At 43.6% G+C, this 24,336-nt stretch carries 19 protein-coding genes and 2 tRNA genes; 2 read left to right on the top strand and 19 right to left on the bottom strand.

Features of this window, described 5'->3' with window-relative positions; translation table 11 throughout:
* Positions 1-21 precede the first annotated feature (21 nt).
* Positions 22-1,623, top strand: a complete 1,602-nt coding sequence (locus DW650_RS10715; RefSeq protein WP_117920114.1) for a bifunctional diguanylate cyclase/phosphohydrolase — start codon at positions 22-24, stop codon at positions 1,621-1,623.
* 135 nt (positions 1,624-1,758) lie between these two features.
* On the opposite strand, the gene DW650_RS10710 is transcribed toward DW650_RS10715, so the two are convergent.
* Positions 1,759-2,340: an HdeD family acid-resistance protein gene (locus tag DW650_RS10710; protein WP_117919988.1), complete on the bottom strand. Its 582-nt coding sequence runs from the start codon at positions 2,338-2,340 to the stop codon at positions 1,759-1,761.
* 191 nt (positions 2,341-2,531) lie between these two features.
* On the opposite strand from DW650_RS10710, the gene ybaK reads away from it, so the two are divergent.
* Complete coding sequence (gene ybaK, locus DW650_RS10705; protein ID WP_118209891.1) at positions 2,532-3,035, top strand: Cys-tRNA(Pro) deacylase; 504 nt, start codon at positions 2,532-2,534, stop codon at positions 3,033-3,035.
* A 99-nt stretch (positions 3,036-3,134) separates the two neighbouring features.
* Here ybaK and DW650_RS10700 read toward each other — a convergent pair whose 3' ends face one another.
* The 18 genes from DW650_RS10700 to ftsH all read right to left on the bottom strand — a co-directional run bounded on the left by DW650_RS10700 (position 3,135) and on the right by ftsH (position 24,324).
* Positions 3,135-4,049 carry an SseB family protein gene (locus DW650_RS10700; RefSeq protein WP_118209911.1) on the bottom strand — a complete coding sequence of 305 codons (915 nt, stop codon included), beginning with the start codon at positions 4,047-4,049 and terminating at the stop codon, positions 3,135-3,137.
* Positions 4,050-4,138: 89 nt separating this feature from the next.
* Positions 4,139-6,760 (bottom strand): cation-translocating P-type ATPase, encoded by a 2,622-nt coding sequence (locus DW650_RS10695; protein WP_243102932.1) that lies wholly within the window; start codon positions 6,758-6,760, stop codon positions 4,139-4,141.
* 154 nt (positions 6,761-6,914) lie between these two features.
* Entirely contained in the window at positions 6,915-8,603 is a 1,689-nt protein-coding gene (locus DW650_RS10690; protein ID WP_118209889.1) for a methyl-accepting chemotaxis protein, read from the bottom strand.
* A gap of 265 nt (positions 8,604-8,868) precedes the next feature.
* Positions 8,869-8,952: transfer RNA gene (locus DW650_RS10685), tRNA-Leu, on the bottom strand.
* Between the two features lie 84 nt (positions 8,953-9,036).
* Positions 9,037-9,118, bottom strand: a tRNA-Tyr gene (locus tag DW650_RS10680).
* A 74-nt stretch (positions 9,119-9,192) separates the two neighbouring features.
* On the bottom strand, positions 9,193-9,879 hold the full coding sequence (locus DW650_RS10675; protein WP_118209888.1) for a hypothetical protein: 687 nt from the start codon (positions 9,877-9,879) through the stop codon (positions 9,193-9,195).
* Between the two features lies 1 nt (position 9,880).
* Complete coding sequence (locus tag DW650_RS10670) at positions 9,881-10,282, bottom strand: ATPase (RefSeq protein WP_117919978.1); 402 nt, start codon at positions 10,280-10,282, stop codon at positions 9,881-9,883.
* On the bottom strand, positions 10,272-10,724 hold the full coding sequence (locus DW650_RS10665; RefSeq protein ID WP_117919976.1) for a DUF4869 domain-containing protein: 453 nt from the start codon (positions 10,722-10,724) through the stop codon (positions 10,272-10,274). Before DW650_RS10665 ends, DW650_RS10670 begins: the two co-directional genes overlap by 11 nt.
* A gap of 87 nt (positions 10,725-10,811) precedes the next feature.
* Positions 10,812-12,980 carry a glycoside hydrolase family 13 protein gene (locus DW650_RS10660; protein ID WP_118209887.1) on the bottom strand — a complete coding sequence of 723 codons (2,169 nt, stop codon included), beginning with the start codon at positions 12,978-12,980 and terminating at the stop codon, positions 10,812-10,814.
* A gap of 463 nt (positions 12,981-13,443) precedes the next feature.
* Complete coding sequence (locus DW650_RS10655; RefSeq protein WP_118209886.1) at positions 13,444-15,135, bottom strand: sulfate adenylyltransferase subunit 1; 1,692 nt, start codon at positions 15,133-15,135, stop codon at positions 13,444-13,446.
* Entirely contained in the window at positions 15,136-16,035 is a 900-nt protein-coding gene (gene cysD / locus DW650_RS10650; RefSeq protein WP_006856328.1) for a sulfate adenylyltransferase subunit CysD, read from the bottom strand.
* A 28-nt stretch (positions 16,036-16,063) separates the two neighbouring features.
* Complete coding sequence (locus DW650_RS10645; RefSeq protein WP_117919968.1) at positions 16,064-16,378, bottom strand: 4Fe-4S dicluster domain-containing protein; 315 nt, start codon at positions 16,376-16,378, stop codon at positions 16,064-16,066.
* Complete coding sequence (locus DW650_RS10640) at positions 16,375-18,075, bottom strand: adenylyl-sulfate reductase subunit alpha (protein WP_118209885.1); 1,701 nt, start codon at positions 18,073-18,075, stop codon at positions 16,375-16,377. The genes DW650_RS10645 and DW650_RS10640 overlap by 4 nt, the downstream gene beginning before the upstream one ends.
* Before the next feature lie 23 nt (positions 18,076-18,098).
* Positions 18,099-19,187 carry a sulfate/molybdate ABC transporter ATP-binding protein gene (locus DW650_RS10635; protein WP_243102931.1) on the bottom strand — a complete coding sequence of 363 codons (1,089 nt, stop codon included), beginning with the start codon at positions 19,185-19,187 and terminating at the stop codon, positions 18,099-18,101.
* Between the two features lie 77 nt (positions 19,188-19,264).
* Positions 19,265-20,080: a sulfate ABC transporter permease subunit CysW gene (gene cysW / locus DW650_RS10630; RefSeq protein ID WP_118209910.1), complete on the bottom strand. Its 816-nt coding sequence runs from the start codon at positions 20,078-20,080 to the stop codon at positions 19,265-19,267.
* A 75-nt stretch (positions 20,081-20,155) separates the two neighbouring features.
* Complete coding sequence (gene cysT / locus DW650_RS10625) at positions 20,156-20,992, bottom strand: sulfate ABC transporter permease subunit CysT (RefSeq protein ID WP_118209883.1); 837 nt, start codon at positions 20,990-20,992, stop codon at positions 20,156-20,158.
* Between the two features lie 22 nt (positions 20,993-21,014).
* Positions 21,015-22,076, bottom strand: coding sequence for a sulfate ABC transporter substrate-binding protein (locus tag DW650_RS10620; RefSeq protein ID WP_118209882.1), 1,062 nt, complete (start codon positions 22,074-22,076; stop codon positions 21,015-21,017).
* A gap of 421 nt (positions 22,077-22,497) precedes the next feature.
* A complete protein-coding gene (gene ftsH / locus DW650_RS10615) occupies positions 22,498-24,324 on the bottom strand; it encodes an ATP-dependent zinc metalloprotease FtsH (protein WP_118209881.1) in 1,827 nt (608 codons plus the stop codon).
* Positions 24,325-24,336 lie beyond the last annotated feature (12 nt).

Here is a 24,336-nt window from a genome sequence, read left to right as displayed (position 1 = left end):
CCGGAGGCTCCTTACCATATGTTGTCAGAACACAAAGATACGATTCTGGAAAATTTCCTGTCGTCTGCGATCCGCACTTTAAATACCGATGAAATTTACAATATCCTGATAGATTCTCTCATTTTGCTGCTGAATCCCCAGGGACTTTTACTAACACAGAATTTAAACACCAGACGTTCCTTTTACACTGTACGCAGATGGGGAGATATTTTCTTTGAAAAAGATTACTCCGTTCCTTCTGACGCATTTCTCGAAGAGATACTGCACCAAAAAGGTTTTCTTGTAACAGGATCAGATTTTCTTACGGACAATCCTCTGTTGACTCCCCGGCAGAGCCGCTGGCTCGCACAGCAAAATATTCACGCAATCAAGGCGATCCGTTATCAGCAGGCTGTCATTGGTCTTTTGTATATTGCTGACGATGCGGACCGCATCTACACCGAAGAGGAACTTGTCTGTCTCGACCGTATCTGTTACTATGCTGCGTATCTTCTGCGCAACGCCAACCTGTATTATAATGCTTACCATGCTTCGATCACAGACAGTCTTACTTCCTTATATAACAGAAAACATGCCTTTGAATGTATCAAAGATGCCTGTTCGACGGATACCCCGATTGGTCTGATCCTGCTCGACATTGATGATTTCAAGCTCTACAATGAGCTTTACGGTGCCACGGAAGGAGATAATCTGATCACGCTCTGTGCACAGGCAATCCTTTCAAAGATCAGCCCGTCTGACCTCGCATTCCGTTATGGTACAGATGTTTTTATGATACTGACACAGGGGGATGATCCCACCAGTGCAGGTGCACTTGCTAATGAGATCATCCATAATATCATCAGTCTGCGGAGCAAAAACGATACCGTGTGGGACACAAGCATTACCTGTGGTATATCCACTTTCCCATCTATTTCTCCAGATGCGAAAACACTGCTCCATAATGCAGAACAGGCGATCTATTATGGTAAACTAGGGGGCAAAGGTCACCTTACCGTTTACCGGGCCGGTCTTGAGACACGTTCCACCGATTCGAACTTAAGAACTGCATACGAACGTGTTGCGCCTACCATCTATGCACTGACCGCTGCGATCGATGCCAAGGACAGCTACACATTTATCCATTCCATGAATGTGTCGAAATATGCTGTGATCTTAGCCAGAGATCTTGGCATGAGTGAAAATGACATCGAACTTGTGCGTGATGCCGGTATGCTGCATGACATCGGAAAAATCAGTATTCCGGAACGTATTTTACAGAAAACCTCGGAACTGACACCGGAAGAATATGAGATCATGAAGACACATGTTGAAAACTCCACAAAAATGATCCGTTATCTGCCACATATGGATTATGTAATTCCTGCAGTACTTGGTCATCACGAACGGTATGATGGCACGGGATATCCGCGTGGTCTTGCCGGTGAGGATATTCCTTATATGGCAAGAATACTTACCATCGCCGATTGTTTTGATGCCATGACTGCCAGACGTCCATACAAAAATCCGCTCTCTGTCTCCTATGCTGTCAGTGAACTGAAAAAAAACAGTGGAACACAGTTTGATCCGGAATTAGTCGACGTATTTATCCGGCTTATCAATGAAGGTAAAATTACAGTATAGCGCAGTCTGGGCAATCAGATGCAGCTTGCTCAAATATTCTATTATCACGAACCAAAAAAGTGTCCCTGAAAATCTTTTATCCAGATTTTCAGGGACACTTTTTATATCTGTTTCTCTTTCTTTCCGCTTAATCACTTAATCGATTTCTTTATAATCTACGTCGACTGCTTTCGCTTCCTGCTCCATATCTTTCACCGTCCGCACCGTCTTTGTCACAACCCACAGATCACTGATTCCATCATAGATCAGGGCTGCTCCTACAAACTGCATGGCAAGTTTGACCATGCCAAACGCATTGACAATGCAGAGCACGCCAAATGCAATACTGATAATGGCAATGATCAGCATAATCCACCATCTGTCATATCCGCCATTCTTTGATTCTAACGCCATTTTCACATCCTGCACACCGTGAACAGCAAGTATCACACCGATCACGATCGGTACCAGGCTCACGATACTGCTCGGTTTTAAGAAGATCCATACACCGATGATCAGCACGATCAGCCCAAGGATTCCGGTGAACATATAACCGTTTCTATTGGTAATATAGGAAAACAGTTCTACCCCTCCAAGAATGATAAGTCCTGCGGCAAGCACTTTACATACGATATCGATCGTCTCTCCTGGCCATACGATCAGAACCACGCCCAATGCGATGCATAAAACTGCTGACATTATTGCATCCGCCTTTACTCTCTTAAAAAAATCTTTCATACTCTGCCTCATTTCCCGCCACACATGTTCTTATATGTGGCGCATTTTAATTCACCTCATATATTGCCTTAATTTCCCTTATTAGAATAACATTTTTTCATTTTTTCGTAAACATACATTCTGTTTCAGTTGTCTATTTTTTGCTGTGGTGTTACAATGAGCGCAGTTCATTCATGAAAGGAGTTTTCTCTATGGGAAAAGAAGTAAAAACAAATGCCATGCGCATTTTAGACCGCAATAAAATACCTTATGAAATTATCAATTATGAGTGTGATGAATTTATAGACGGTCTACATACCGCAGAAAAGACCGGTGCTCCGGTAGAACAGTCGTTTAAAACGCTCGTTATGTCCGGCAAGGCCGCCGCCGGCGGGAACAGGCAGTATTATGTTTTTGTCGTACCGATCGCAGAGGAAGTCGATCTGAAAGCTGCCGCAAAATGTGTCGGTGAAAAATCACTTGAAATGCTTCACGTAAAAGATCTGACTCCGCTTACCGGCTATGTGCGTGGCGGCTGCTCACCTCTTGGCATGAAAAAGCAGTTCCCAACCGTCGTACATGAAAGCGCTGCTTCCTTCGATAAGATTTATATCAGCGGTGGACGCATCGGTACCTCCATCACGGTAAACCCGGATGCGCTCTTAAAAGTCACCCGCGGACAATATGCCGATATCATCCAGCATAACGAAAGATAAAAGGAAGGGACTGTCATACTAACAAAGTTAGTGAGACAACCCCTTCCTTCATGTTATATCATTTTTTCATTTACCTGTCTGAGACATCATATCCCAGATCTAGCTTGTCCTCTCTGCGCCTTCACCTCTGGCAAGATCCATGATCTTCTGAAGTTCAGCACCCTCTACCGGTGCCACACCGTGATCTATATGTTTTCCGTCCTCTAAAAGCTCTCCTAACATGCGGACATCTTTTTCTTTTGACATCTCGATCGTATAATAGCCGGCTTTTCCGGTCTTAGGATTGATCGTCAGGTAAATACGGTAGCAAAGTGGCGGAACTAAGCCTTTTTCCGGAAGATCTACACGGATCAATGTCAGATCTTCTGCAATATCAAGTGCCATTACAGAGTAATCGTTCTCTGTGTATGGATTTAACTTTGGCTCCTTGAACACGCCTGCAAAAATCTCATTGACAAAAGCCTCTTTCTCATCACACAGCTTGTTGATGAACTCCTGTTTTTCGGTAAACAGACGCTTTGGCAGTACTGCAAACTCAACCTGACGCTTTACAAATACCTGAAACTGTGCCGGTGTCATCTTCACCTGTTTCATCTGTGCAGCACGTTTTGCCGCCTGCTCGTCAACTTCATGTAACTTCTGTACAAGTTCTGTCTTTAACACAAGGTTGTCAGAAAATGGATTGATCACCATTCCGGCAAGTTTTAATTCCGGTTTTACAACGATATTATTGCATGCCGGGAATGGCATGTTAAGCATCGCCTGGCTCTTTGGCTCCTCCGGAATCTGCGCTTTTGACGTATATACTACTAAAAACTGTTCTTCATTACTATTCTTTAAAAAACATGGAATCGGACGATCCGGTGCCTGTAACATTGCCGGCACAAACAGCTTTGTCGGACGAAGCAGATTCAGCACTGTGGTAAGATTCTCTTTCGTGCGGTCTGCGGCATATTCCTTAATGGCCTCCTCAAGTCTGTCGTTCGTGATTTCCATTGTCATTTTCTCTTCCATAATTTCCAATATCCTTTCCTGCAAAAACCTGCCCAAAACTTACGGACACCTCATTATACCACACCCCCCGTAAAAAATGAATGTTTTTTTTAGCTCCACCGCCCACCAGACGATACCGCCTGCTGATCTTTTCCCTTTAAATTTTTCTTATCTCTTTTTTCTCCCAGACAGCCTCCCAATACTAACAGTTCATGCCCGAGTAAAGGCATGGCTGCAAGTACCAGCAGTTTTACCCATTCAAGCAGTGTTAATCTGCAGGTTCCAAACAGATTAACAAAATAAGGAACTTCCGTCACAAGAAGCTGCAGTCCTGTTCCGATTGCGAATGCAGCAATCATTAACCTGTTTTCCAGATGGTTCATCTGAAACAGCGATGTTTCAACATCACGCATACCGATCGCATGAAAGAGCTGAGACATACCAAGTACCGTAAATGCATAGGTCTGGCAGCGGCTTAAAAGCTCTGCATCTGCCAGAAGCAGCCTGATTGCTGCCGGTGTGACCGTGCTGCCCGCCCCAAGCAGGATTCCCACCGGAAGCTGCAAAAACGCTGTCATACTGATAAATGCGATCAATGCCCCATAAAAACAGGTACAGTTTAACCCACCCCCTGCAAACAGACTCTCATCCTTTCCGCGCGGTGGTCTGTCCATGTAACTTTTATTTTCTTCCTCATCCACACCAAGCGCCAGTGCCGGAAGCGAATCTGTGATCAGATTGATCCATAGAATATGACTTGATTTTAACGGTGCCGCAAATCCGCAGGCTACAGCCGCAAGCATTGTTATGATCTCCCCGAAATTAGAAGACAACAGAAATATCACAGATTTCCGGATATTCTCATAAATACATCTTCCCTGCGCAATGGCTTTTGCGATCGTCGCAAAATTATCATCCGTCAACACAATGTCCGCTGCATTTTTCGCCACATCCGTTCCTGCCTTTCCCATAGCGATCCCGACATCTGCTGCTTTCAATGACGGTGCATCATTGACACCATCTCCTGTCATTGCAGTGATCTCCCCGTTTTTCTTACATGCCGCCACGATGCGCACCTTATGCTCCGGCGAAACATGGGCAAACACACGCACCTTTTTTATTTTTTCTGCAAGCATTTCATCTGTCATATCCGTTAACGTTTCTCCCGAAATGCACTCACTTTCTTCCGATGCAATGTGCAGTTCTTTTGCAATCGCAAATGCCGTATCGATCCGATCCCCCGTGATCATGATCGTTTTTACCCCTGCACGGTAAAACTCCATTACAGCCTCCTGTGCCTCCGGACGTATGGGATCAGCCATTCCAACAATTCCCAGAAAAGTCAGCCCGTTTTCCTTTAAACCGTCAGCCGGATTTCGCATCCCAAGTGCCAGTACCCGGAGTGCATCTTTCGTAAACGTACGGATCACCTGATCGATTTCTTTTCGTCTCTCCGGGGTCATCGGCACACGCTCACCATCTTTCATCAGGAATGCAGCACGCTCTAATATTTCATCCGGGGAACCTTTGGTATAAGAAATTTTTTCTTTTTCTCCCCGGTGTAATGTCGTCATCATTTTCCGGTCGGAATCAAACGCGATTTCCTGTATTCTCGGAAAACTTTCTTCTAATCTCTCTCTCTGCAGATCAAATTTTTCCGCCATATCAAGCAGGGCAAGTTCTGTGGGATCTCCGATCCGTTCCCCACGGACAGACGCATCATTGCAAAGGGTATATCCCTCCAGAAAATATCTGTTTTTTCTGCGGTTGAGATTCTTTGGTTCGCAGATTTTTCCATCTGTATAACATCTTGTCACAGTCATACGGTTCTGCGTCAGTGTTCCCGTCTTATCCGAGCATACCACGCTCACACAGCCTAATGTCTCCACACTCGGCAGTCTTTTTACGATCGTATTGACCTTCACCATACGTGATACCGAAAGTGCAAGTACCATCGTAACGATCGCCGGCAGACCTTCCGGAACTGCAGCAACCGCTAATGATATTGCCGTGATCAGCATTTCTGCAACATTGCGCCTCTGCAAAACTGCCATGACAAACAACAGGATACACAAAAAGACAGAAACGGTACCAAGGATTTTTCCAAGATCCGCCAGCCTTTTCTGTAACGGCGTCAGCTCCGTTTTTGTCCCGGAAAGCAATTTTGCGATACCGCCTATCTTCGTATCCATCCCTATCGCAGTGACGATTCCTTCTCCACGTCCATATGTAACATTAGTGGTCATATATGCCTCATTTTGATCCGTCGTATTTTTAGGAACCGGAACAGATTCGCCGGTAAGCGCTGACTCCTCGATCTTTAAATTGACAGCCGATATGATCCTGATATCTGCCGGCACCTGTCTGCCTGCTTCAAGGCAGACAATATCCCCCGGTATCAGATCCGATGCCGGAATCTCATGGATTCCATCCTCATCATGGAGCAGTGCATGCGGACTTGTCATTTTTTCCAATGCCTCTAATGCCCGCTTTGCCTTCCCCTCCTGGATCACTCCGACTATGGCATTTAAAAGCACTACTGCAAGTATAATGCACATGTCCCCAAATTCCTGCAGCAGAAGAGATATTGCTGCCGCCGCAAACAAAATAAAAATAAGCGGATCATTCAGCTGTTCCACAAAACATGACAGCATCGATTTTTCTTCTTCTTTATCCAACAGGTTATATCCCCGTTTCTGCTCTTTTCGCTGTTCATTTGACTTTTCCTGCATCATAGCCTCCCTACCGCATACTTTTCACATCAAGGTTCTGCCAGGGGCTTTTTGATTCATAGGACGTAATCTCCTATGAATCAAAAAAGCCTGCCCTCATAATCTGTGATTACCACATCTTATGAGGACAGGCCATGATTCATGACAATAGATTTTATTTTAATACAAACTTGCCAACGATCTCACGCAGATTATCTGCACAGGAGTAACATTCAGATACCATATCATGTGTAGCGCCTGTTTTTTCAACCATACCGCTTGTTTTTTCAGCAATATCGGATACACCGACTGCGGCTTCGCCCACAGTATCATTGATGCCGCTTAACGCCTGTGCGATCGACTCAATCAGATCTGAAAGCTGCAGCATGGAATCTTTTACCTGATTCATGTTAGACTTGAATACATCTGCATCTTCCTGATACTGTTCGCCAACCTTTTCAAACTCTTTATAATCTTCAATTACATTCGTTTCCAGAAATTCTGTCGTTTCACCCAGACACTCTGTCATATTGCCAACTGCTTCATTGACGGCTTTTACAATATTACCGATATCAGCGATTGCTTTTGAAGTCTGGTCTGCAAGGCTTCCGATCTCTGTCGCAACAACTGCAAATCCACGTCCTGCCTCTCCGGCTCTTGCAGCCTCAATACTTGCATTCAAAGCTAAAAGTCCGGTCTGCGAAGAGATCTCCATAATGGTATTGGTCAGTTCATTGATCTTTTCAACTGCCTTTGATCCCTCGATCGCCTTTTCGGATTTCTCTTTGACACTTGTATACATGTCCATAGTACGGGAGCTCGCAGTTACTGTTTTATTGCGCAGATTCTTTGCTCTGTCCATAACTTCATTGGAAACATCTGCACCTTTTTCTGCCATCTCTGTAAGCCGCTCAGCTTCATCTTTCATGGTACCGACATTCTCATTGATATTTACAGTAGTTGCGGCTGTCTCCTGCATGCCTGCTGCAAGCTGCTGGCTGGTTGCTGAGTTATCCGAACACATATGGTCTACGGTCTCAGTTACCTGTTTTAATCCATCTACATTTCCGGTGATCTGCTGGCTTGCCGTATCAATATTTGCAACCATTTCACGCAGATTCTTTCTCATGATACGAAGTTCACGCGCCATGAAACCGGTTTCGTCTGTTCTTTTGCACAGACCATCACTTTTTGCATTGTGACTGAAATTCAGATTTGCAGTATTCTTTATAATCTCTGTCAGGCTTTCAAGCGGTGCGCAGATAAAACGGCTTAACACATAGCCAATGATCACACATACAACAAGCGTTATCGCTGCTGTGATACACATAGAACGGATCATCTCATTGACCGGCTCTACAATATCACTCTTATCAGCCGATACGACCACGATCATGTGATCCGGTGTCAGGGCATACCCTGCATACTTGATTGCACCATTAAAATCATATTCAACAACAGCATCCTCCGGAACGGTTCCGGATGCAAGCTGTGATACCACACCTTTAATAACGGGATTTTCAACCGTTTTTCCGATCTTGTCTGCTGTCGGATGATAAAGCATTGTGCCATCCGCTGACACCAGATAAGCATATGCACTGTCTACGCCTTTCATGCTGATATCACTTACAACCCTAGAAAACTGTTCATCCGTTGCTATCTCTGCCGGAATATTTCCAATCGTCTGCGCTCCCATCTCTGCCAGACTTAGGATGTAATGCGCATTGACTGTCTCAACAACATCACTCGACTTTGAACTGGCATTGATCATACTTCCCACCAATGATACAACAACAATAAAAACGGCAAGGAGTGTAATTTTTGCCGAAATGGAATGAATGAATGTAACTTTTTCCTGTTTCATCGTACCTTTCTTCCGTATCAAATCTGAACACGGTTTTCCCTTCTTATAGTATAAATTGAATAATTGCATTATAGCACAAATCCACCAATAGTTAACACCCTATTTGCGCTAAAATTTTAAAATGCCCGATCGGTGCTGTTTACAGCTAACTTCTTCTCCGCAAGATGCCCATCCCGCCCGGAGGGCTTTTTGATTCATAGGACGTAATTTCCTATGAATTAAAAAAACACCGGTTCTAAAACCGATGTCTTACTTCTCTCTATAATGCCGGCGACCGGAATCGAACCGGTACTGTATTTCTACAACAGGATTTTAAGTCCTGCGCGTCTGCCAGTTCCGCCACGCCGGCATTTTTCATATGTACTGCCGCCTATGTTCGAAGACTTTCACTCACGAGCTACTTAAAAATGTCATCCTACCGGACAATACATAATGGGCAGAGGTGGATTCGAACCACCGAAGCAAATTGCAGCAGATTTACAGTCTGTCCCCTTTGGCCACTCGGGAATCTGCCCATTCACCAGATACACAAAATGCGCTCTGACAAGAAAAGATTATAGCATAGTGGCTTCTTTTATGCAAGCATTTTTTATCCTTGAATTTCCGTAATAATTGATAAAATTTTCTTTATTTCCTCCGACTGTATCAGCATACGCATCTTCCCACTTCCATCCTCAACCTCAGGCTTACCACACCTAAGACTATCCGAATGCTCCGACACACAACAATCCTTATACCAACACTCACCCATAAGAGAACCCTTAACAGACCATTTCTCGTTTTGCGTAAATTCACCTGCCAATGATTTCATCACCCGCTCCGTAGAATATCTGTTAAAACCAGCTATATACTGCAATGTCTTCTCGTCATCAATCTTTAATAAATTGATTCTATGGTTCTCAACTGCTTTCAAAACCTCTTCACGAATTTTAATTTTATCTGTCTTTCCAGTGCCTGTCCACTCTACAAGTTTATCAAATGCAAGAATCAGGTATTCAAAGCAAATCATATCCAGAATTATAATCTTTCCTTCTGAACTTTTTTCTATTGATTTCAACACACGATATTTATTCCGAATATCCTGATTATCAACCACATAATCAAATGCAATATAATATTTATCATCATCTTTAATATCTAAATCCAATACTGCATCCAACAATCCCTGATTGCTCCCCTTGCTTTCAACTATAAATTCATCATCAAAGAAAAGTTGATTAACCAATTTCCAGAAATGAAGCCCTGCACCGGTATCTTCTGTCCATAAATACTTCATATCACAACTCCTCTTCCAGTGTTATCTTATTATTATCAAACTTCAAAACCTTGAAACTCTGATCTGATACATTCAGTCCATCACAATTCCGTAGGAAAAGCATATATTGATTTGATAATTCAAAATTAATAAATTTTCTAACTTCATCATTTATCAGATTATCCGCATTATCTACCACAATAAAGCTATCTCTGCATTGCTTTATTGATTCTGAAAAATTATCTGACCTGTAATTAAATAATTTGATAGCCCTGTATTCATCCGTAAGTCTTACATCTTCCAATATTTCATAAAGTACTGTTTTACCAACACCGCTATCGCCCCCAACAAGCGTTATTCTGTCATCGAATTCTAAATCGTATGAAAATGGATCTGCTTTAAATGTAATACTCTTATAAATCATCTGCCTCTCTCCTCTCATACTCCTTACTCCACCAGGCATTATAACCCCTTCCTCCAATAACAATATCAGAACCATTAAATCTGATTTTTACATCATCTGGTATGTCAAACAGGGTTGGTCTTGACATGTATATCTTTATATTGTCCATTGTAAAAATGATTTTAAGTACATTCGGACCACATTCCTCTGCATTTACTACTTTATCCGGATGCTTCACAATATTGAGTAATGTCTTGCAGCCTGATGACAGATTACGGATCGTACCTAAGCCATATTTTGTTTCTATGTGCTTATCTGGAGTCAGTTTTGCCCCATCCACCTGTCGAATTAAATCAACTTCATTCTGTGACATTTCTTCATTACCTGTATTTAAGTTGAAATACAAGTCGTTCTGAAGTATCCAGTCTTTTGAGTCTCTTTTTTCTGTATATATATCTATCATTCGACGTAACTCCTTTCCGTTGTCCCTTTCCAGTCTTTTCTAATTCCCCGAAAAATAATGCACTATTCTTTTCTATCTTCTTTGTAGTTAGTCTCTTGTTCTGTCATACATCAGAACAACAGCAGAATATTTCTGCATGCTTACTTTAAGCACTCCATCCACTACTTCATAATTTTTCGGCATCAGGGAATAACCTGTCTCATTTGAAATGATCACACGCTCTAATACCGCATTTTTCGGTATACCGCACTGCCATACCTCAAGCGTTACATCACGTTCTTCCTCTTTATTATTTACCAGAACAACAAACTGCTGACTGCGGTTAAATCTTGCGTAACAAAGCAGATTATCATCTGCTCGCAGATTACCATCTGCATTACTGCCTGTATGATTTCCGTTCGCGGAAGTTCCATTTAAAAACATGAGGGAGCCGGTGCGGAGTGCCTCGTTTTCTTTGTGGATATGGATGATATCACGGTGAAAATCGATCAGAACGACATCCTCTTTTCCCCATGGATAGGTACGTCTGTTATCCGGATCTGTAAATCCGCAGAGTCCCGCCTCGTCTCCATAATAAATCGTCGGTGCTCCCGGCCATGTCATCTGAACAACGACCGCCTCACGGAATACTGCCGGCTTTATTCCTTCCTCAGCGGCTGCGGTACCAAGTGCTGCTGCACGTCCCACTTTTTCATTGGTTCTTGTCATAAATCTGGAATGATCATGATTCGAAAGCTCATTCATGGCACACAAAAGCTGTGATGTCTGGAAGCTTGCCATATAATGACGCATGGAACCCTCAAAATCTTTCAAACTTCCCTTTAACTGTGGCTTTGATTCATCACTGTGTTTTTCCATACCGGTTAAAAACCATGTCAGCGGCTCCATGAACGCGTCATAATTCATAACGGTATCCCACTGGTCACCTTTCTGCAGCCATTCTTTTGGATCACCGTAATGTTCTGCCAGAATAATTGCATTGGGATTTGCTGTTTTTACTGATTTACGGAAATCTCTCCAGAACTTATGGTTCATTTCCGGGGAATGTCCTAAATCTGCAGCAACATCAAGTCTCCAGCCATCTGCATTGTATGGCGGTGATACCCATTTTGCTGCAACACGCATAATGTCATCATACAATTTTTCAGAACCTTCATAGTTGAGTTTTGGCAGCGTATCATGCCCCCACCAGCCTTCGTAAGTCGTATTATAAGGCCATGCAAACTGATCCTGAAAGCCAAAGAAATTACGATATGGACTGTCTTTTGAAATAAACGCACCATCCTCATAATCCCCGCTTACCTGATAGATTTCCTCCCGGTCAAGCCACTTATTGAAAGAACCACAATGATTAAATACACCGTCTAAGATAACTTTCATGCCGCGCGCATGAATCTCTTTCACCAGCTCTGCAAAAAATTCATTGCTCGCCTCAAGATTTTTCTTATTCGTTACACGGTTAATATAGCGTGTTGCTTTCCGGTTATCACTCACGCCATCTTTTAACAGTTCTCCACCATCCTCTACGATTTTACCGTAATGAGGATCTATATAGTCATAATCCTGAATATCATATTTGTGATTGGAAGGTGACACAAATAATGGGTTAAAATAAATTACTTCCACGCCAAGATTCTGCAGATAACCCAGTTTTTGTCTGACTCCCTCGAGATCTCCACCGTAAAACTCTGCGACAGAAAAATCAGACGGACACTGATCCCAGCTATCCATCTTTCTGCTGGTAGAACGGATATAATAATACTCATCCGTCAACACATCATTTGATGTATCACCATTATAAAAACGGTCAACTAAGATCTGGTACATAACAGCACCTTTTGACCAGTCCGGTGTTGAAAATCCAGGAATGATACAGAAACGGTACTCGTCACGTTTTTCCTTGCTGATGCCATAACGGTCATAATACACATTTAACATACCGCTTGCTACCTTAAAATAATAGTAAAACGGTTCCTCACCAAGCGTGATCTTTACCTCATAATAGTCAAAGGCTCCCTCGGTCTCTGTTTTTTTCATTTTATATTTTTTATCTTGCGTGCACAACCAGACGATATCGACATTGTCACGTGCTGTACGGAACCGGATCGTCACTTCTTCACCGGCTTTTGGTTCCACCGGCTGTCTGTAATCTGCCGTTCCATCTGAAAATAGCGCATTCTTTTTCAACAGTGGACGCATCTGCATAATATATCTTTGTATACGATTTAATTCATAAACTGATTCTTCCTGATTCATAAAATATAAATTCTCCGATAATCAGAGAATTTTCCTCCTCATCTACGAAAATTTACGAAAATTCTATTTTATTATAACACAGAATGGTACTTTAGCAATGAAAAAATCCAAGCACATACCTAATATTTTTATAGCACATTATCCTCTGTTAGCCAATTATTTTATCCGATATACAGATGATAGCAAAAGATCATATTTATTACGATGTCTACTGTACTTTTGCAAATAAAAAAAGATAGCTATCGGCTAGCTATCTTTTTAGGAGAAGGTATTTTTACTATGGGGTATAGCAAAAACTATATATAATGTATTGGGGGGTTTTTACAGTAATTATAATAGCATGAGCGGCAGGATAAGTGTGCACAAACTTAAACTTTTTTTACGGCTCAAACTATACAAAATAAACAGTACCTTAGTACCAGCTTTTGAACTGGTACTAAAATTTTGCACAAACGATTGCGCATCAGATTTCCCAATAGTTTTCATGGAAGATCACTTTGCGGTAAGTTCCGAATGTCAGCCAATGATTCCAGAACTCTGTATCTGCCTCTCCCTGTCCATATCCATCTAAGAATGTCTGTAAGTCTTTCTGTGATTTTACATTCACTGCAAATCCTCTTCCATTTACAACCGGAACACCTGAGTAACGGTATTCACCTAATGGAAGGATCGCTTCGATCTTATTGTCACGCACCTGTACTGCAACCTGGTCTCTTAATATCAGAATATCAAAATACTCCGGATATTCATAAGTTTCACTCTTTGTCGGGATCTCATCGCCTACTGTGTATGTTTTCTGTTCCGGTTTGTGTTTTGCAATGGAAGATTTCTCCATGTTATAGTAGAACTCTTCAAAGATATCTCCCCGTGCCTTTAAATCTCCATAAACAAATACCGGCTCATCTGTCTCATTGCCGCTTACAAACTGCTCTACAACACCGCAGGCAGACGTCATGTTCGTCACACGGTCGATTAAGATCAGTTCGCCCATAGTCTTATGTTTCTTAAATACATCAAGCGGGATCTTTTCATCCAGCACGATATTGCAGACTGCGATCTCATTCTTTCCTAATGTATCGGTTGAATGATGTTCTCCGGTATTCACATCGATCTTATATGTGATCTCTGTTACGGTACCTGTGATCAGTTTCGTTCCAAGTTTGATAAAGTAATCGCCACCTGCTGACAACTTATTATCATCCATCCACAAAAGTGTTGTGGTAAATTTCTGTGCTGCCGTAATGCCGCTGCCATTTTCCAGCACACATCCTCTTGATACATCGATCTCTTTATCTAACTGAATGGTAACCGGCTGTCCGGTCTGTGCAGTATCTGCCTCTTTTCCGGCTACCAAAATACTTTTTACATTGGCTGTCTCATTGCCCGGTAATACGGTTAATGTATCACCCACACGCACTTCGCCTGCCTCAATCTGTCCCTGGAAACCGCGGAACGTATGGTTTGGACGGCACACACGCTGTACCGGCATATAAAATCCCTGCTCTTTTGACTTTTCTGTCACATCAACTTCTTCGAGATAGGTTAAGATCGGTTCTCCTGTGTACCATGGGATATTATCGGATTTCTTTGTGACATTATCACCCTCTGTTGCGGATACCGGAATGATCTTAACGCTCTCTAATCCAAGTTCACCTGCAAGCTGCAAAATTTCTGCCTGGATCGCATTAAATTTTTCCTGGTCGTAACCGATCAGATCCATCTTGTTTACCGCAAATACAAAGTAACGGATTCCCATCAGTGCACAGATCCTTGCATGGCGTCTTGTCTGCACAAGCACGCCCTGTGTTGCATCGAGAAGAATGATGGCAAGGTCTGCAAAGGAAGCTCCAACTGCCATATTTCTGGTATACTCTTCATGTCCAGGGGTATCTGCAACGATAAAACTTCTTTTTTCTGTTGTAAAATAACGGTATGCGACGTCGATCGTGATACCCTGCTCGCGCTCTGCCATCAGACCGTCAAGCAGCAGGGAATAATCGATAGCGCCCTCTCTGCTTCCAACTTTACTGTCTAATTCAAGTGCTTTCTCCTGATCTGCATACAGCAGTTTTGCATCATATAAAATATGTCCGATCAATGTGGATTTTCCATCATCCACACTTCCGCAGGTAATAAATTTAAGTAAACCTTTCATTTAGAAATACCCCTCCCTTTTTCTACGCTCCATGCTGCCTGCCGCTTCGTTATCGATCACACGGCTGGTACGCTCTGAAGATACGGCTGCAAGTGTCTCATCAATAATCTCATCCAAAGTCTCCGCATCGGACTCAACGCCGCCGGTTAACGGATAACATCCTAATGTACGGAAACGGACTTTTTTCATCTCCGGCTTCTCACCTTCACGGAATTTGAAGCGGTCATCATCCACCATGATAATATTGCCGTCACGGTATACGACCGGACGCTCTTTTGCAAAATAGAGTGGCACGATCTCGATGTTCTCACGTTTGATGTACTGCCAGATATCCTTTTCTGTCCAGTTTGAGATCGGGAATACACGGATGCTCTCACCTTTATTGATCTTGGTATTGTAAAGTTTCCACATCTCCGGTCTCTGGTTTTTCGGGTCCCACGCCTGTGCCTCATTACGAAAAGAGAAAATTCTCTCTTTCGCACGGGATTTTTCCTCATCACGACGGCCACCGCCAAATGCTGCCGTAAACTCATATTTTTTGAGTGCCTGTTTTAACGCCTGTGTCTTCATGATATCCGTGTAAGCGGAACCGTGGTCAAATGGGTTGATACCGGCATCCACACCTTCCTGATTGGTATAAACCAGCATTTCAATGCCGTTCTCTTTTGCAATGCGGTCACGAAACTCGATCATTTCACGGAATTTCCAGGTCGTATCGATATGTAAAAATGGGAAAGGCGGCTTCTCCGGATAAAATGCTTTCATGGCAAGGTGCAGCATAACGGAGCTGTCCTTTCCAATGGAATAAAGCATTACCGGCTTTTCGCACTCAGCGGCTACTTCACGGATGATGTAGATCGCCTCTGCCTCCAGTTCGTCCAAATGTGATAATCCACTCATAAAATATCCTCCTCTATTTTGCTGTGTTTTAATATTTATTGGCATCTTTTTTATTGATCTGTATAATGGTCTGACTGCCGTCGGGGGCAGTGACTGTCCAGAGGCGGTAGTCTCCATCCTCTTTGGTGGTTAAGGTACTGCCTCTGCCGCCGATGTCGGCTCCTAAAAAGAAATCGATTGCCTCTGCCCTGCACTCTTTGACGCAGGATGTGCAGCCCCAGCAGTCTCTTGGCTCTTTGATGTATGCCTTGCCGTTTTCATCTGCCTTGATCAGGTTTCCCGGACATACTTCGATGCAGCGTCTGCATTTTACACATTTACTTTTATTGATCGCTATGCTCACAGGGTGCCTCCTTTCTGACCAAAATCCGGTGTCTGTGCCAGATCACGGAGCAGAATTTTGATCTTTCCATTTTCATAAACGGAATTAACTGCCTTCCTGTTCCATTCTTCTTTTGTTCCCGGATGATCCATATTCTGTCCGAAACCGCGCCAGCGTGTCTCTTTTCTCGCCTTTAAGTGTGCGATCACACTTTTACATACGACTAAACGTTCCTTTACTTCGTAAATATGTAACAGATCATCTGTATCTTTTGCGGTCAGATCTTTTGTCAGTGCTAAAAGCTGGTCAATTTTTTCTTCTGCGATATTAAGCTGTTTTTCATTGTAGCGGTAATTGGTTCCGATTCCACCTGCATAGGCATCCATAACCTTCTGCATTGCCTCCTCGACCTGCTCCGTACCGAAGAATGATTTTTTCTCCGCAAAATAGGCTTCATATTCCCGGTCTGCTTTTTCTGCCAGCTTTTCTAATTCTTCCTCTGACTGCAGATCTGCATCTGCGAGTTCAAGATCCTTTAAGATCGTTTCCGCCGCTATCTCGCCCTCCACCAGCGCTCCTGTCACATATTTCTGCGGGCATCCTCCTGCAACATCTCCGGCTGCATAAAGTCCTTTCAAGGTGGTTCTTCTCGCATCGTCGATCCAGTAACCGCTCGCGGTATGGCCACCCACGATATAAGGCTCAGTGCCCTCGATCTCGACATCCTGCTCATTCGGCTCTTTTCCACTCTCGATCCATTTTAAAGTCTGGCTCGGTGCCATATTTAAATATGCTTTTAACAGATCTTTGCCCTGCTCATCTTTGATTCCTTCCGTATGCAGGTAACACGGTCCTCTGCCTTCCTGATTCTCTGCAACCGTACCGTAGACACGTTCCTCTGTCGTAATGCCGTATTTTGTTTCATAGACATCCCCAAGTGAGTTGATCTGTTTTGCCCCGACTCCCTGTGCGATCGTTCCGGTCGGTGCGATCGTATCTTTACAGCGGAGTGCTATAAAACGCATCTCAAAGGTCGTCATCTCTGCTCCGGCTAAAATTCCCATCGCATATCCGGCTCCTGTATTAAACGGCGGATACCACATCTTATGTCTCGAAAATCCCGGATTGTTCGGACGGTAAAGTCCTGCCGCACCACCGGTCGCACAGAGAATGGCTTTTGCCGAAAAAATATATGCCTTTTTCTCATTGACATCAAAACCGTATGCCCCGGTAACCTGATCCTGCGCAGTAATGTAATCTGTGATGTTCACGTGATTGATGACCTTCACATTTTTCTGTGCCTTCACAGTTTCCGCTAAGATCGGTTTGATGTTCTCGCCGTTGATCTTGATATTCCGGTTGCCTCTTGTCACATATTTTCCATTTTCATCTTTTAAAATAACAAGTCCTAATTCCTCTAACCTTGCTGTCACACGATTTAATCCCTGCGACATGGAGAGCAGCAGATCACTTCTTACAATGCCATTGGCGTCCTTTGTAGCATAGTCCACATAATCCTGTGGCTTTCTCCCTTCTGTAATGTATGCATTTAACGCATTCACTCCTGCTGCAAGACAGCCGCTTCTTATAATATTGGCTTTTTCTGCGATCACAACGTTAAGTTCCGGTCTTTGCTCTGCGATCGTCAGTGCCGCGTAACAACCGGAGGTTCCACCCCCAATGATCAGCACATCTGATGTAATGATTTCTGTTTTCATATAATCTCTATTCTCCTGACTCCTTAAATATAGAACAGCTTCTCTGTTTCGATATTGGCATTTTCTACAATCTGTACATTCTGCATTCCCGCCCCGTCTGCTAAGAACGCAAACACCTGATAGATAAATACATTGACACGCTCGCCCTCCGTGATCGGAGTCTCCTCTAATCTCCGGTTAGCCACAAGCAGCACATCATGTACCCTCACATGAAGTTCTACCTCTCTGCCACGGAACATCACACGCTCCACAACACCTTCCTCCACAGAAGAAGAAAAACGGCTCTGCTCTGTTTCCTTTGTGACACTCACATGCTCCGGTCTTACCACAGCATGAAAACCTTCACCCAGTTGCTCATATCCATGAAAACTCGTGATGTTGCTGATCCTTGTCGGACTACCCATGAATTCTGTGACAAATGGCGTCTTCGGCTGGCTGTATATCTCAATCGGAGTTCCCGCCTGCTCGATGTGTCCGTGGTTGGTTATGATGATCTCATCGGCAACCTCAATCGCTTCATCCTGATCATGTGTGACAAAGATACTGGTAATACCGACTCTCGTGATCATCTCCCGAAGCCAGCTTCTAAGCTCCTGACGCACTTTTGCATCAATGGCTGCAAACGGTTCATCTAAAAGAAGAAGTTCCGGATTCGGTGCTAAGGCTCTTGCAAACGCAACCCTCTGTCTCTGTCCGCCGGATAGCTGGTTCGGATAGCGCTTTTCAAATCCTTTTAAGCCTACCAGTTCCACAAGTTCATCCACACGGCGCTTAATATCCGATTTTTTCCATTTTTTTACATCCAGTCCAAATGCTATATTATCATATACGGTCATATAACGGAACAATGCATAGTTCTGAAACACAAATCCGATTCCCCGTTCACTCGCCAGCACATCATTAACGACTTTTCCATCAATAATGATCTCCCCGGAATCTGCATGTTCTAACCCTGCAAGCATCCGAAGGATCGTTGTTTTTCCACTGCCGCTTGGTCCAAGCAGACCGATCAGTTTTCCTTTTCCGATTCCAAAATTAATATCATCGGATGCCTGAAAATCTTTATATTTTTTATTCACATGCCTAAGTTCTACATAATTTTGTTCCGTCATAACCTGCTCCATTTCCATGCTGCATTATCTGTTTTTTTGTTCCTTCTATTCTCTGTCAAGTACTTCCGGTAACATTTTTACGCTTCTTTTCCCTTATGCTCTAACACACTGCGAAGCACTAAGATCACGACTGCCATACACACCAGAATCGCCGATACTGCAAACGCACCCGTAAAATCATAACCCTGATATAAAAGTTCAATGTAAAGCGGCATCGTATTTGTTTTTCCCTGAAGATGTCCGGATAAAACAGACACCGCACCAAACTCTCCCATTGCTCTTGCTGTACAAAGGACGATTCCATAAAGCAGTGCCCATTTGATATGTGGAAAAGTGATCTTCCGGAAAATCGTAAAGCCATTTGCCCCCATCAGCGCTGCCGCCTCTTCCTCATCCGTACCAAGTGTGGAAAGCACAGGTATGATCTCCCTTGAAATAAATGGGAATGTCACAAACACGGTTGCTACCACGATTCCCGGTACTGCAAATATCATCTTGATCCCCGCTGACCGCAGATACTCGTAAAGGATACTTTGTCGTCCAAATGTCAGGATATAGATCAATCCGGCAATGACCGGTGAAATCGTAAGCGGAAGATCGATCAGCGTGGATAAGATCTTTTTACCATGAAACTGAAATCTCGTGATACACCAGGATGCCGCTATTCCAAATATGGTATTGACAACGACTGCGATCAGCGTTACCTCTAATGTAAGTCCGATGGCTTTTAATGCATAATAATCGGTAACTGCTGCCACAAATACCTTGATGCCTTCCCCGAATGCAATTACAAGGACATATGTGAGCGGCAGTATCAGCATCACTATAAGAAATAAAGCACTGATGCCGATCAGTATCCATTTGAACGGTCCTGAATTTTTTCTTATCTCCATAGCTTTTCTCCTTCCTTTTATCTGATTTTGATAAAATCTGACAGATGTTGTGCCAATATCCATGCACCTGCAATATTATGCGATACCGCTGACAATCTTCGACGCCCTGCTCTGCAGCCATGCATTGATAAAAAGAATCACAAATGCCGCCGCTAACATGACAAGTGCGATCGATGTTGCACTTGCATAATCAAATTCCTGAAGTTTTGACATGATCATAAGCGGTGCGATCTCTGTCTCATAAGGTGTATTTCCTGCGATAAATACCACACTTCCGTATTCGCCAAGCCCTCTTGCAAAGGACATTGTAAATCCGGCAATCAGAGACGGTAAAATTTCCGGTAAGATTACGCGGAACATTGTCTGTCTGCTGTTTGCCCCAAGGATATTTGCCGCCTCCTCGTACTGGATATCTATTTTTTCCAAAACCGGCTGCACCGCCCGCACAACAAACGGGATTCCGATAAACACCAGTGCTACGATGATTCCAAGTCTTGTATATGCGATCTTAATTCCAAACTTCTGAAAAAATGCTCCTACCCAGCCTTCCGTCGTAGTCAGATGTGTCAGTGCGATGCCCGCCACTGCAGTCGGAAGCGCAAATGGAAGTTCTATGATGCCGTCCATGATCGCTTTTCCCGGAAAATCATACCTTACAAGCACCCATGCAATGATCATACCCATAACTGCATCGATCGCTGCCGCCACAAATGCGGTAAAAAAACTGACTGCATAACTGGATAAAACACGCGGTCTTGTGATCGTCTGAATAAATTCTGACGGTGAAAGTTTCGCAGAAAATATAACCAGCGAACATAACGGAATAATAACGATCAGTCCAAGCATTGTTATGGTGATCCCAAATGACAGCCCGAATCCGGGGATCACTCGTTTATTTTTACTTTTTTTCATATGAATCCTGCCCCCTTCATCATTATCTGTTACGTTCATAGATTGTATCGAAGATCCCGCCATCTGAGAAATGTTTCTCTATCACTGTATTCCATCCCCCAAAATGACTGATATCTGCCAGATCAACATCCGTCACCATCCATTTTCCATCGGAAGGAATTTCTGCGATCTCACGTGTTCCTTCCTCTGTATAAAATTCCTTTTCAATATCCGGATCTGCCGGACGGTAATAATTTTCTCCCACAAGTTTCTGTGCCTCATCCGAATACAGATAATTTAAGTATTCCTCTGCCACAGCCCTGCTGCCTCTCCGGTCAACCACTTCATCCACAACTGCCACGGTCGGCTGACAGAGTACCGATGCCGATGGAACAACGATCTCATATTCCCCCGGCTCTTCCCGCATGGATAAAAATGCTTCATTCTCCCATGCAATTAAAACATCACCCTGACCATTTTCAATGAATGTGGTCGTCGAACCGCGTGCGCCGGAATCTAATACCAACACATTCTGATATAACGTTTTCATATGCTCCGTGATCTCTTCTTCACTCTCTCCCTGACTTTCAAAATAGTACCACGCTGCAAGATAATTCCATCTCGCCCCGCCGGAAGTCTTCGGATTCGGTGTAATGACACTGACATCGGACTTTAGCAGATCATCCCAGTCTTTGATCTGTTTGGGATTTTCTTTCCGCACAAGAAATACGATCGTTGAGGTATATGGAGCACTGTCATCCGGAAACTCTGATACGAATCCGGGATCGATCAGCCCGAAATCGGAAATGGTCTGGATATCACCTTCTAATGCAAGTGTTACCACATCTGCGTCCAGTCCGTTTGCAACCTCAAGTGCCTGTTTTCCGGAACCGCCATGAGACTGGATGATCCTTACTTTCTGCCCTGCCTGTTCTTCCCAGTGTTGTTCAAACATGGTATTGTAGGCCTTGTATAATTCTCTGGTCGGATCGTAGGAAACATTGACAATCTCTACTGTATCCGCATCTGCCACACTGCCGCATCCGGCGAATGTCTCCATTGCAAGCATCACTGCCGCAAGGATTGCTGCCATCCTCTTTCTCATTGTCCCTCCACTCCGTAAAACCTGCATCATGCATATGTAAAATCTGTGTCTTCTGTAGCTGCTTTTTCTTTTCATATATTTCCTATAAGATTACTAGGATTATAACTTTAGTTCGCTAATGTGTCAAGATATAATTGGAAATTTTTTTCAATTATGTAATGTTGATCTGATCCGGAGATAATCCGGTTATAGACAAAAAAAATGAAACCTGGGGTCAGGTTCCATTTTTAGGAGAAGGTATTTTTACTATGGGGTATAGCAAAAACTATATATAATCTATTGGGGGGTTTTTACGGTTATTATAATAGCATGCCCCCGCAAATAAGTGTGCACAAAGTTCACAATTTTTTATAGTTGTTTTTATACATATTGTACAGTACCTTGGTACTAAATATTTCCGAAAACAGAAAATTTTGCACAATTATTTATCAAATAATGCTTCAAATTCCTGCTGGCTGATCTTTTCTTTTTCTAACAGAAGGTTTGCACAGGCATCTAATACATCACGGTTATCTGTGATCATCTGCTTTGCTTTCGCATAACATTCATCAATGATACGCTTGATCTCCTGATCGATCGCACTTGCTACACCCTCGCTGTATCCTCTGGCATGTGCAAGATCACGTCCGATGAATACTTCATCATCATCATTGTCATAGCAGATCAGACCGATATTATCAGACATACCATATTTAGTGACCATGGCTTTTGCCATCTGGGTCGCCTGCTTGATATCCTGTGATGCCCCGGTCGTGATGTCATCAAATACAAGTTCTTCCGCCACACGTCCGCCAAGTGATACAACGATATCCTGTAACATCTTGCCCTTCGTGTTAAACATCTCATCCTTTTCCGGCAAAGGCATGGTATATCCTGCAGCGCCGCTTCCGGTCGGAATGATCGAAACAGAATAAACAGGTCCTACATCCGGTAATAAATGGAATAAGATTGCATGACCGGATTCGTGGAATGCCGTGATACGTTTTTCCTTGTCAGAGATCACGCGGCTTTTCTTCTCCGCACCGATTCCGACTTTTACAAAGGACTTCTTGATATCATCCTGTCTGATATAGGCGCGGTTATCTTTTGCCGCAACGATCGCAGCTTCATTCAGAAGATTTTCAAGATCTGCACCGGTAAATCCTGCTGTTGTCTGTGCGATCTGTTTTAAGTCAACGTCATCGCCAAGAGGCTTGTTTTTTGCATGAACGGAAAGGATCTCCTCTCTTCCGCGCACATCCGGGCGACCCACAACAACTTTACGGTCAAAACGTCCCGGACGCATGATCGCCGGATCTAAGATATCCACACGGTTGGTCGCAGCCATGACAATAATGCCTTCATTCACGCCAAATCCGTCCATCTCGACAAGCATCTGGTTTAAGGTCTGCTCGCGCTCGTCGTGACCGCCGCCCATACCTGTTCCTCTTCGTCTTGCAACTGCATCGATCTCATCGATAAAAATGATACACGGTGCATTTTTCTTTGCTTCCTCAAAAAGGTCACGAACTCTCGATGCACCGACACCGACAAACATCTCTACAAAATCAGAACCTGAAATAGAGAAAAATGGTACTCCCGCCTCTCCTGCGATCGCTTTTGCAAGCAATGTCTTACCGGTACCAGGAGGTCCCACCAAAAGTACACCTTTGGGGATTCTCGCACCAAGCTGTGTATATTTCTTCGGTGCGCGTAAGAAATCAACGATTTCTTCTAACTCTTCTTTTTCTTCCTGCAATCCTGCCACATCCGAGAACTTCACACGTTTCGCCGGATCATCACTCATCCTTCTCGCACGGCTCTTTCCAAAATTCATCATCTTGCTTCCGCCACCTGAATTTGCTGCCGCCTGATTTGTCATGATCATAAAGAAAATGAACATCGCAGCAAAAATGATCAGATATGGAAGCAGTGTCAAAAGCCAGCTCTCCTCCGGCGGATTCTGTACCGTATAGGTCTTAAATCCGGTTTCCCGCATATACTGCTCAATCTCTGCTACGTCAGAGACAAGCATCACCTGCGTACTCGAATCGCTGAATGTAATGTTCACACTTCCCGTAGGCACCTCACGGTTCGGTACCACATTAACCTGTGTCACCTTACCTTCTGCTAACGCCGTCTCAAACTGCTGCCTCGTATAAGTATTGGTCACATTGCTACCGTCGAGCCAGTACCAGATTGCAATGACAGCAAGCACTAATATCAGATATACTCCAAATCCTCTAAAACCGCTTCTCTTATTATTCAATCCTTTTTCTCC

The sequence above is a fragment of the Roseburia sp. AM23-20 genome, from assembly GCF_003470905.1.
In the GTDB taxonomy this organism is placed as follows: Bacteria; Bacillota; Clostridia; order Lachnospirales; family Lachnospiraceae; genus Roseburia; species Roseburia rectibacter.
This window is presented reverse-complemented; position numbering and strand designations above follow the sequence as displayed.

Excerpts from the sequence above, each read along its gene's own strand:
- DW650_RS10695 (WP_243102932.1), bottom strand. The coding sequence starts at position 6,760 with ATGCAGGAAAAGTCAAATGAACAGCGAAAAGAGCAGAAACGGGGATAT.
- DW650_RS10655 (WP_118209886.1), bottom strand. The coding sequence starts at position 15,135 with ATGAAAGGTTTACTTAAATTTATTACCTGCGGAAGTGTGGATGATGGA.
- DW650_RS10675 (WP_118209888.1), bottom strand. The coding sequence starts at position 9,879 with ATGAAGTATTTATGGACAGAAGATACCGGTGCAGGGCTTCATTTCTGG.
- DW650_RS10670 (WP_117919978.1), bottom strand. The coding sequence starts at position 10,282 with ATGATTTATAAGAGTATTACATTTAAAGCAGATCCATTTTCATACGAT.
- DW650_RS10620 (WP_118209882.1), bottom strand. The coding sequence starts at position 22,076 with ATGAGAAAGAGGATGGCAGCAATCCTTGCGGCAGTGATGCTTGCAATG.
- cysT (WP_118209883.1), bottom strand. The coding sequence starts at position 20,992 with ATGAAAAAAAGTAAAAATAAACGAGTGATCCCCGGATTCGGGCTGTCA.
- ybaK (WP_118209891.1), top strand. The coding sequence starts at position 2,532 with ATGGGAAAAGAAGTAAAAACAAATGCCATGCGCATTTTAGACCGCAAT.
- DW650_RS10640 (WP_118209885.1), bottom strand. The coding sequence starts at position 18,075 with ATGAAAACAGAAATCATTACATCAGATGTGCTGATCATTGGGGGTGGA.
- cysW (WP_118209910.1), bottom strand. The coding sequence starts at position 20,080 with ATGGAGATAAGAAAAAATTCAGGACCGTTCAAATGGATACTGATCGGC.
- DW650_RS10700 (WP_118209911.1), bottom strand. The coding sequence starts at position 4,049 with ATGGAAGAGAAAATGACAATGGAAATCACGAACGACAGACTTGAGGAG.
- cysD (WP_006856328.1), bottom strand. The coding sequence starts at position 16,035 with ATGAGTGGATTATCACATTTGGACGAACTGGAGGCAGAGGCGATCTAC.
- DW650_RS10690 (WP_118209889.1), bottom strand. The coding sequence starts at position 8,603 with ATGAAACAGGAAAAAGTTACATTCATTCATTCCATTTCGGCAAAAATT.
- DW650_RS10635 (WP_243102931.1), bottom strand. The coding sequence starts at position 19,187 with ATGACGGAACAAAATTATGTAGAACTTAGGCATGTGAATAAAAAATAT.
- DW650_RS10660 (WP_118209887.1), bottom strand. The coding sequence starts at position 12,980 with ATGAATCAGGAAGAATCAGTTTATGAATTAAATCGTATACAAAGATAT.
- DW650_RS10665 (WP_117919976.1), bottom strand. The coding sequence starts at position 10,724 with ATGATAGATATATATACAGAAAAAAGAGACTCAAAAGACTGGATACTT.
- DW650_RS10710 (WP_117919988.1), bottom strand. The coding sequence starts at position 2,340 with ATGAAAGATTTTTTTAAGAGAGTAAAGGCGGATGCAATAATGTCAGCA.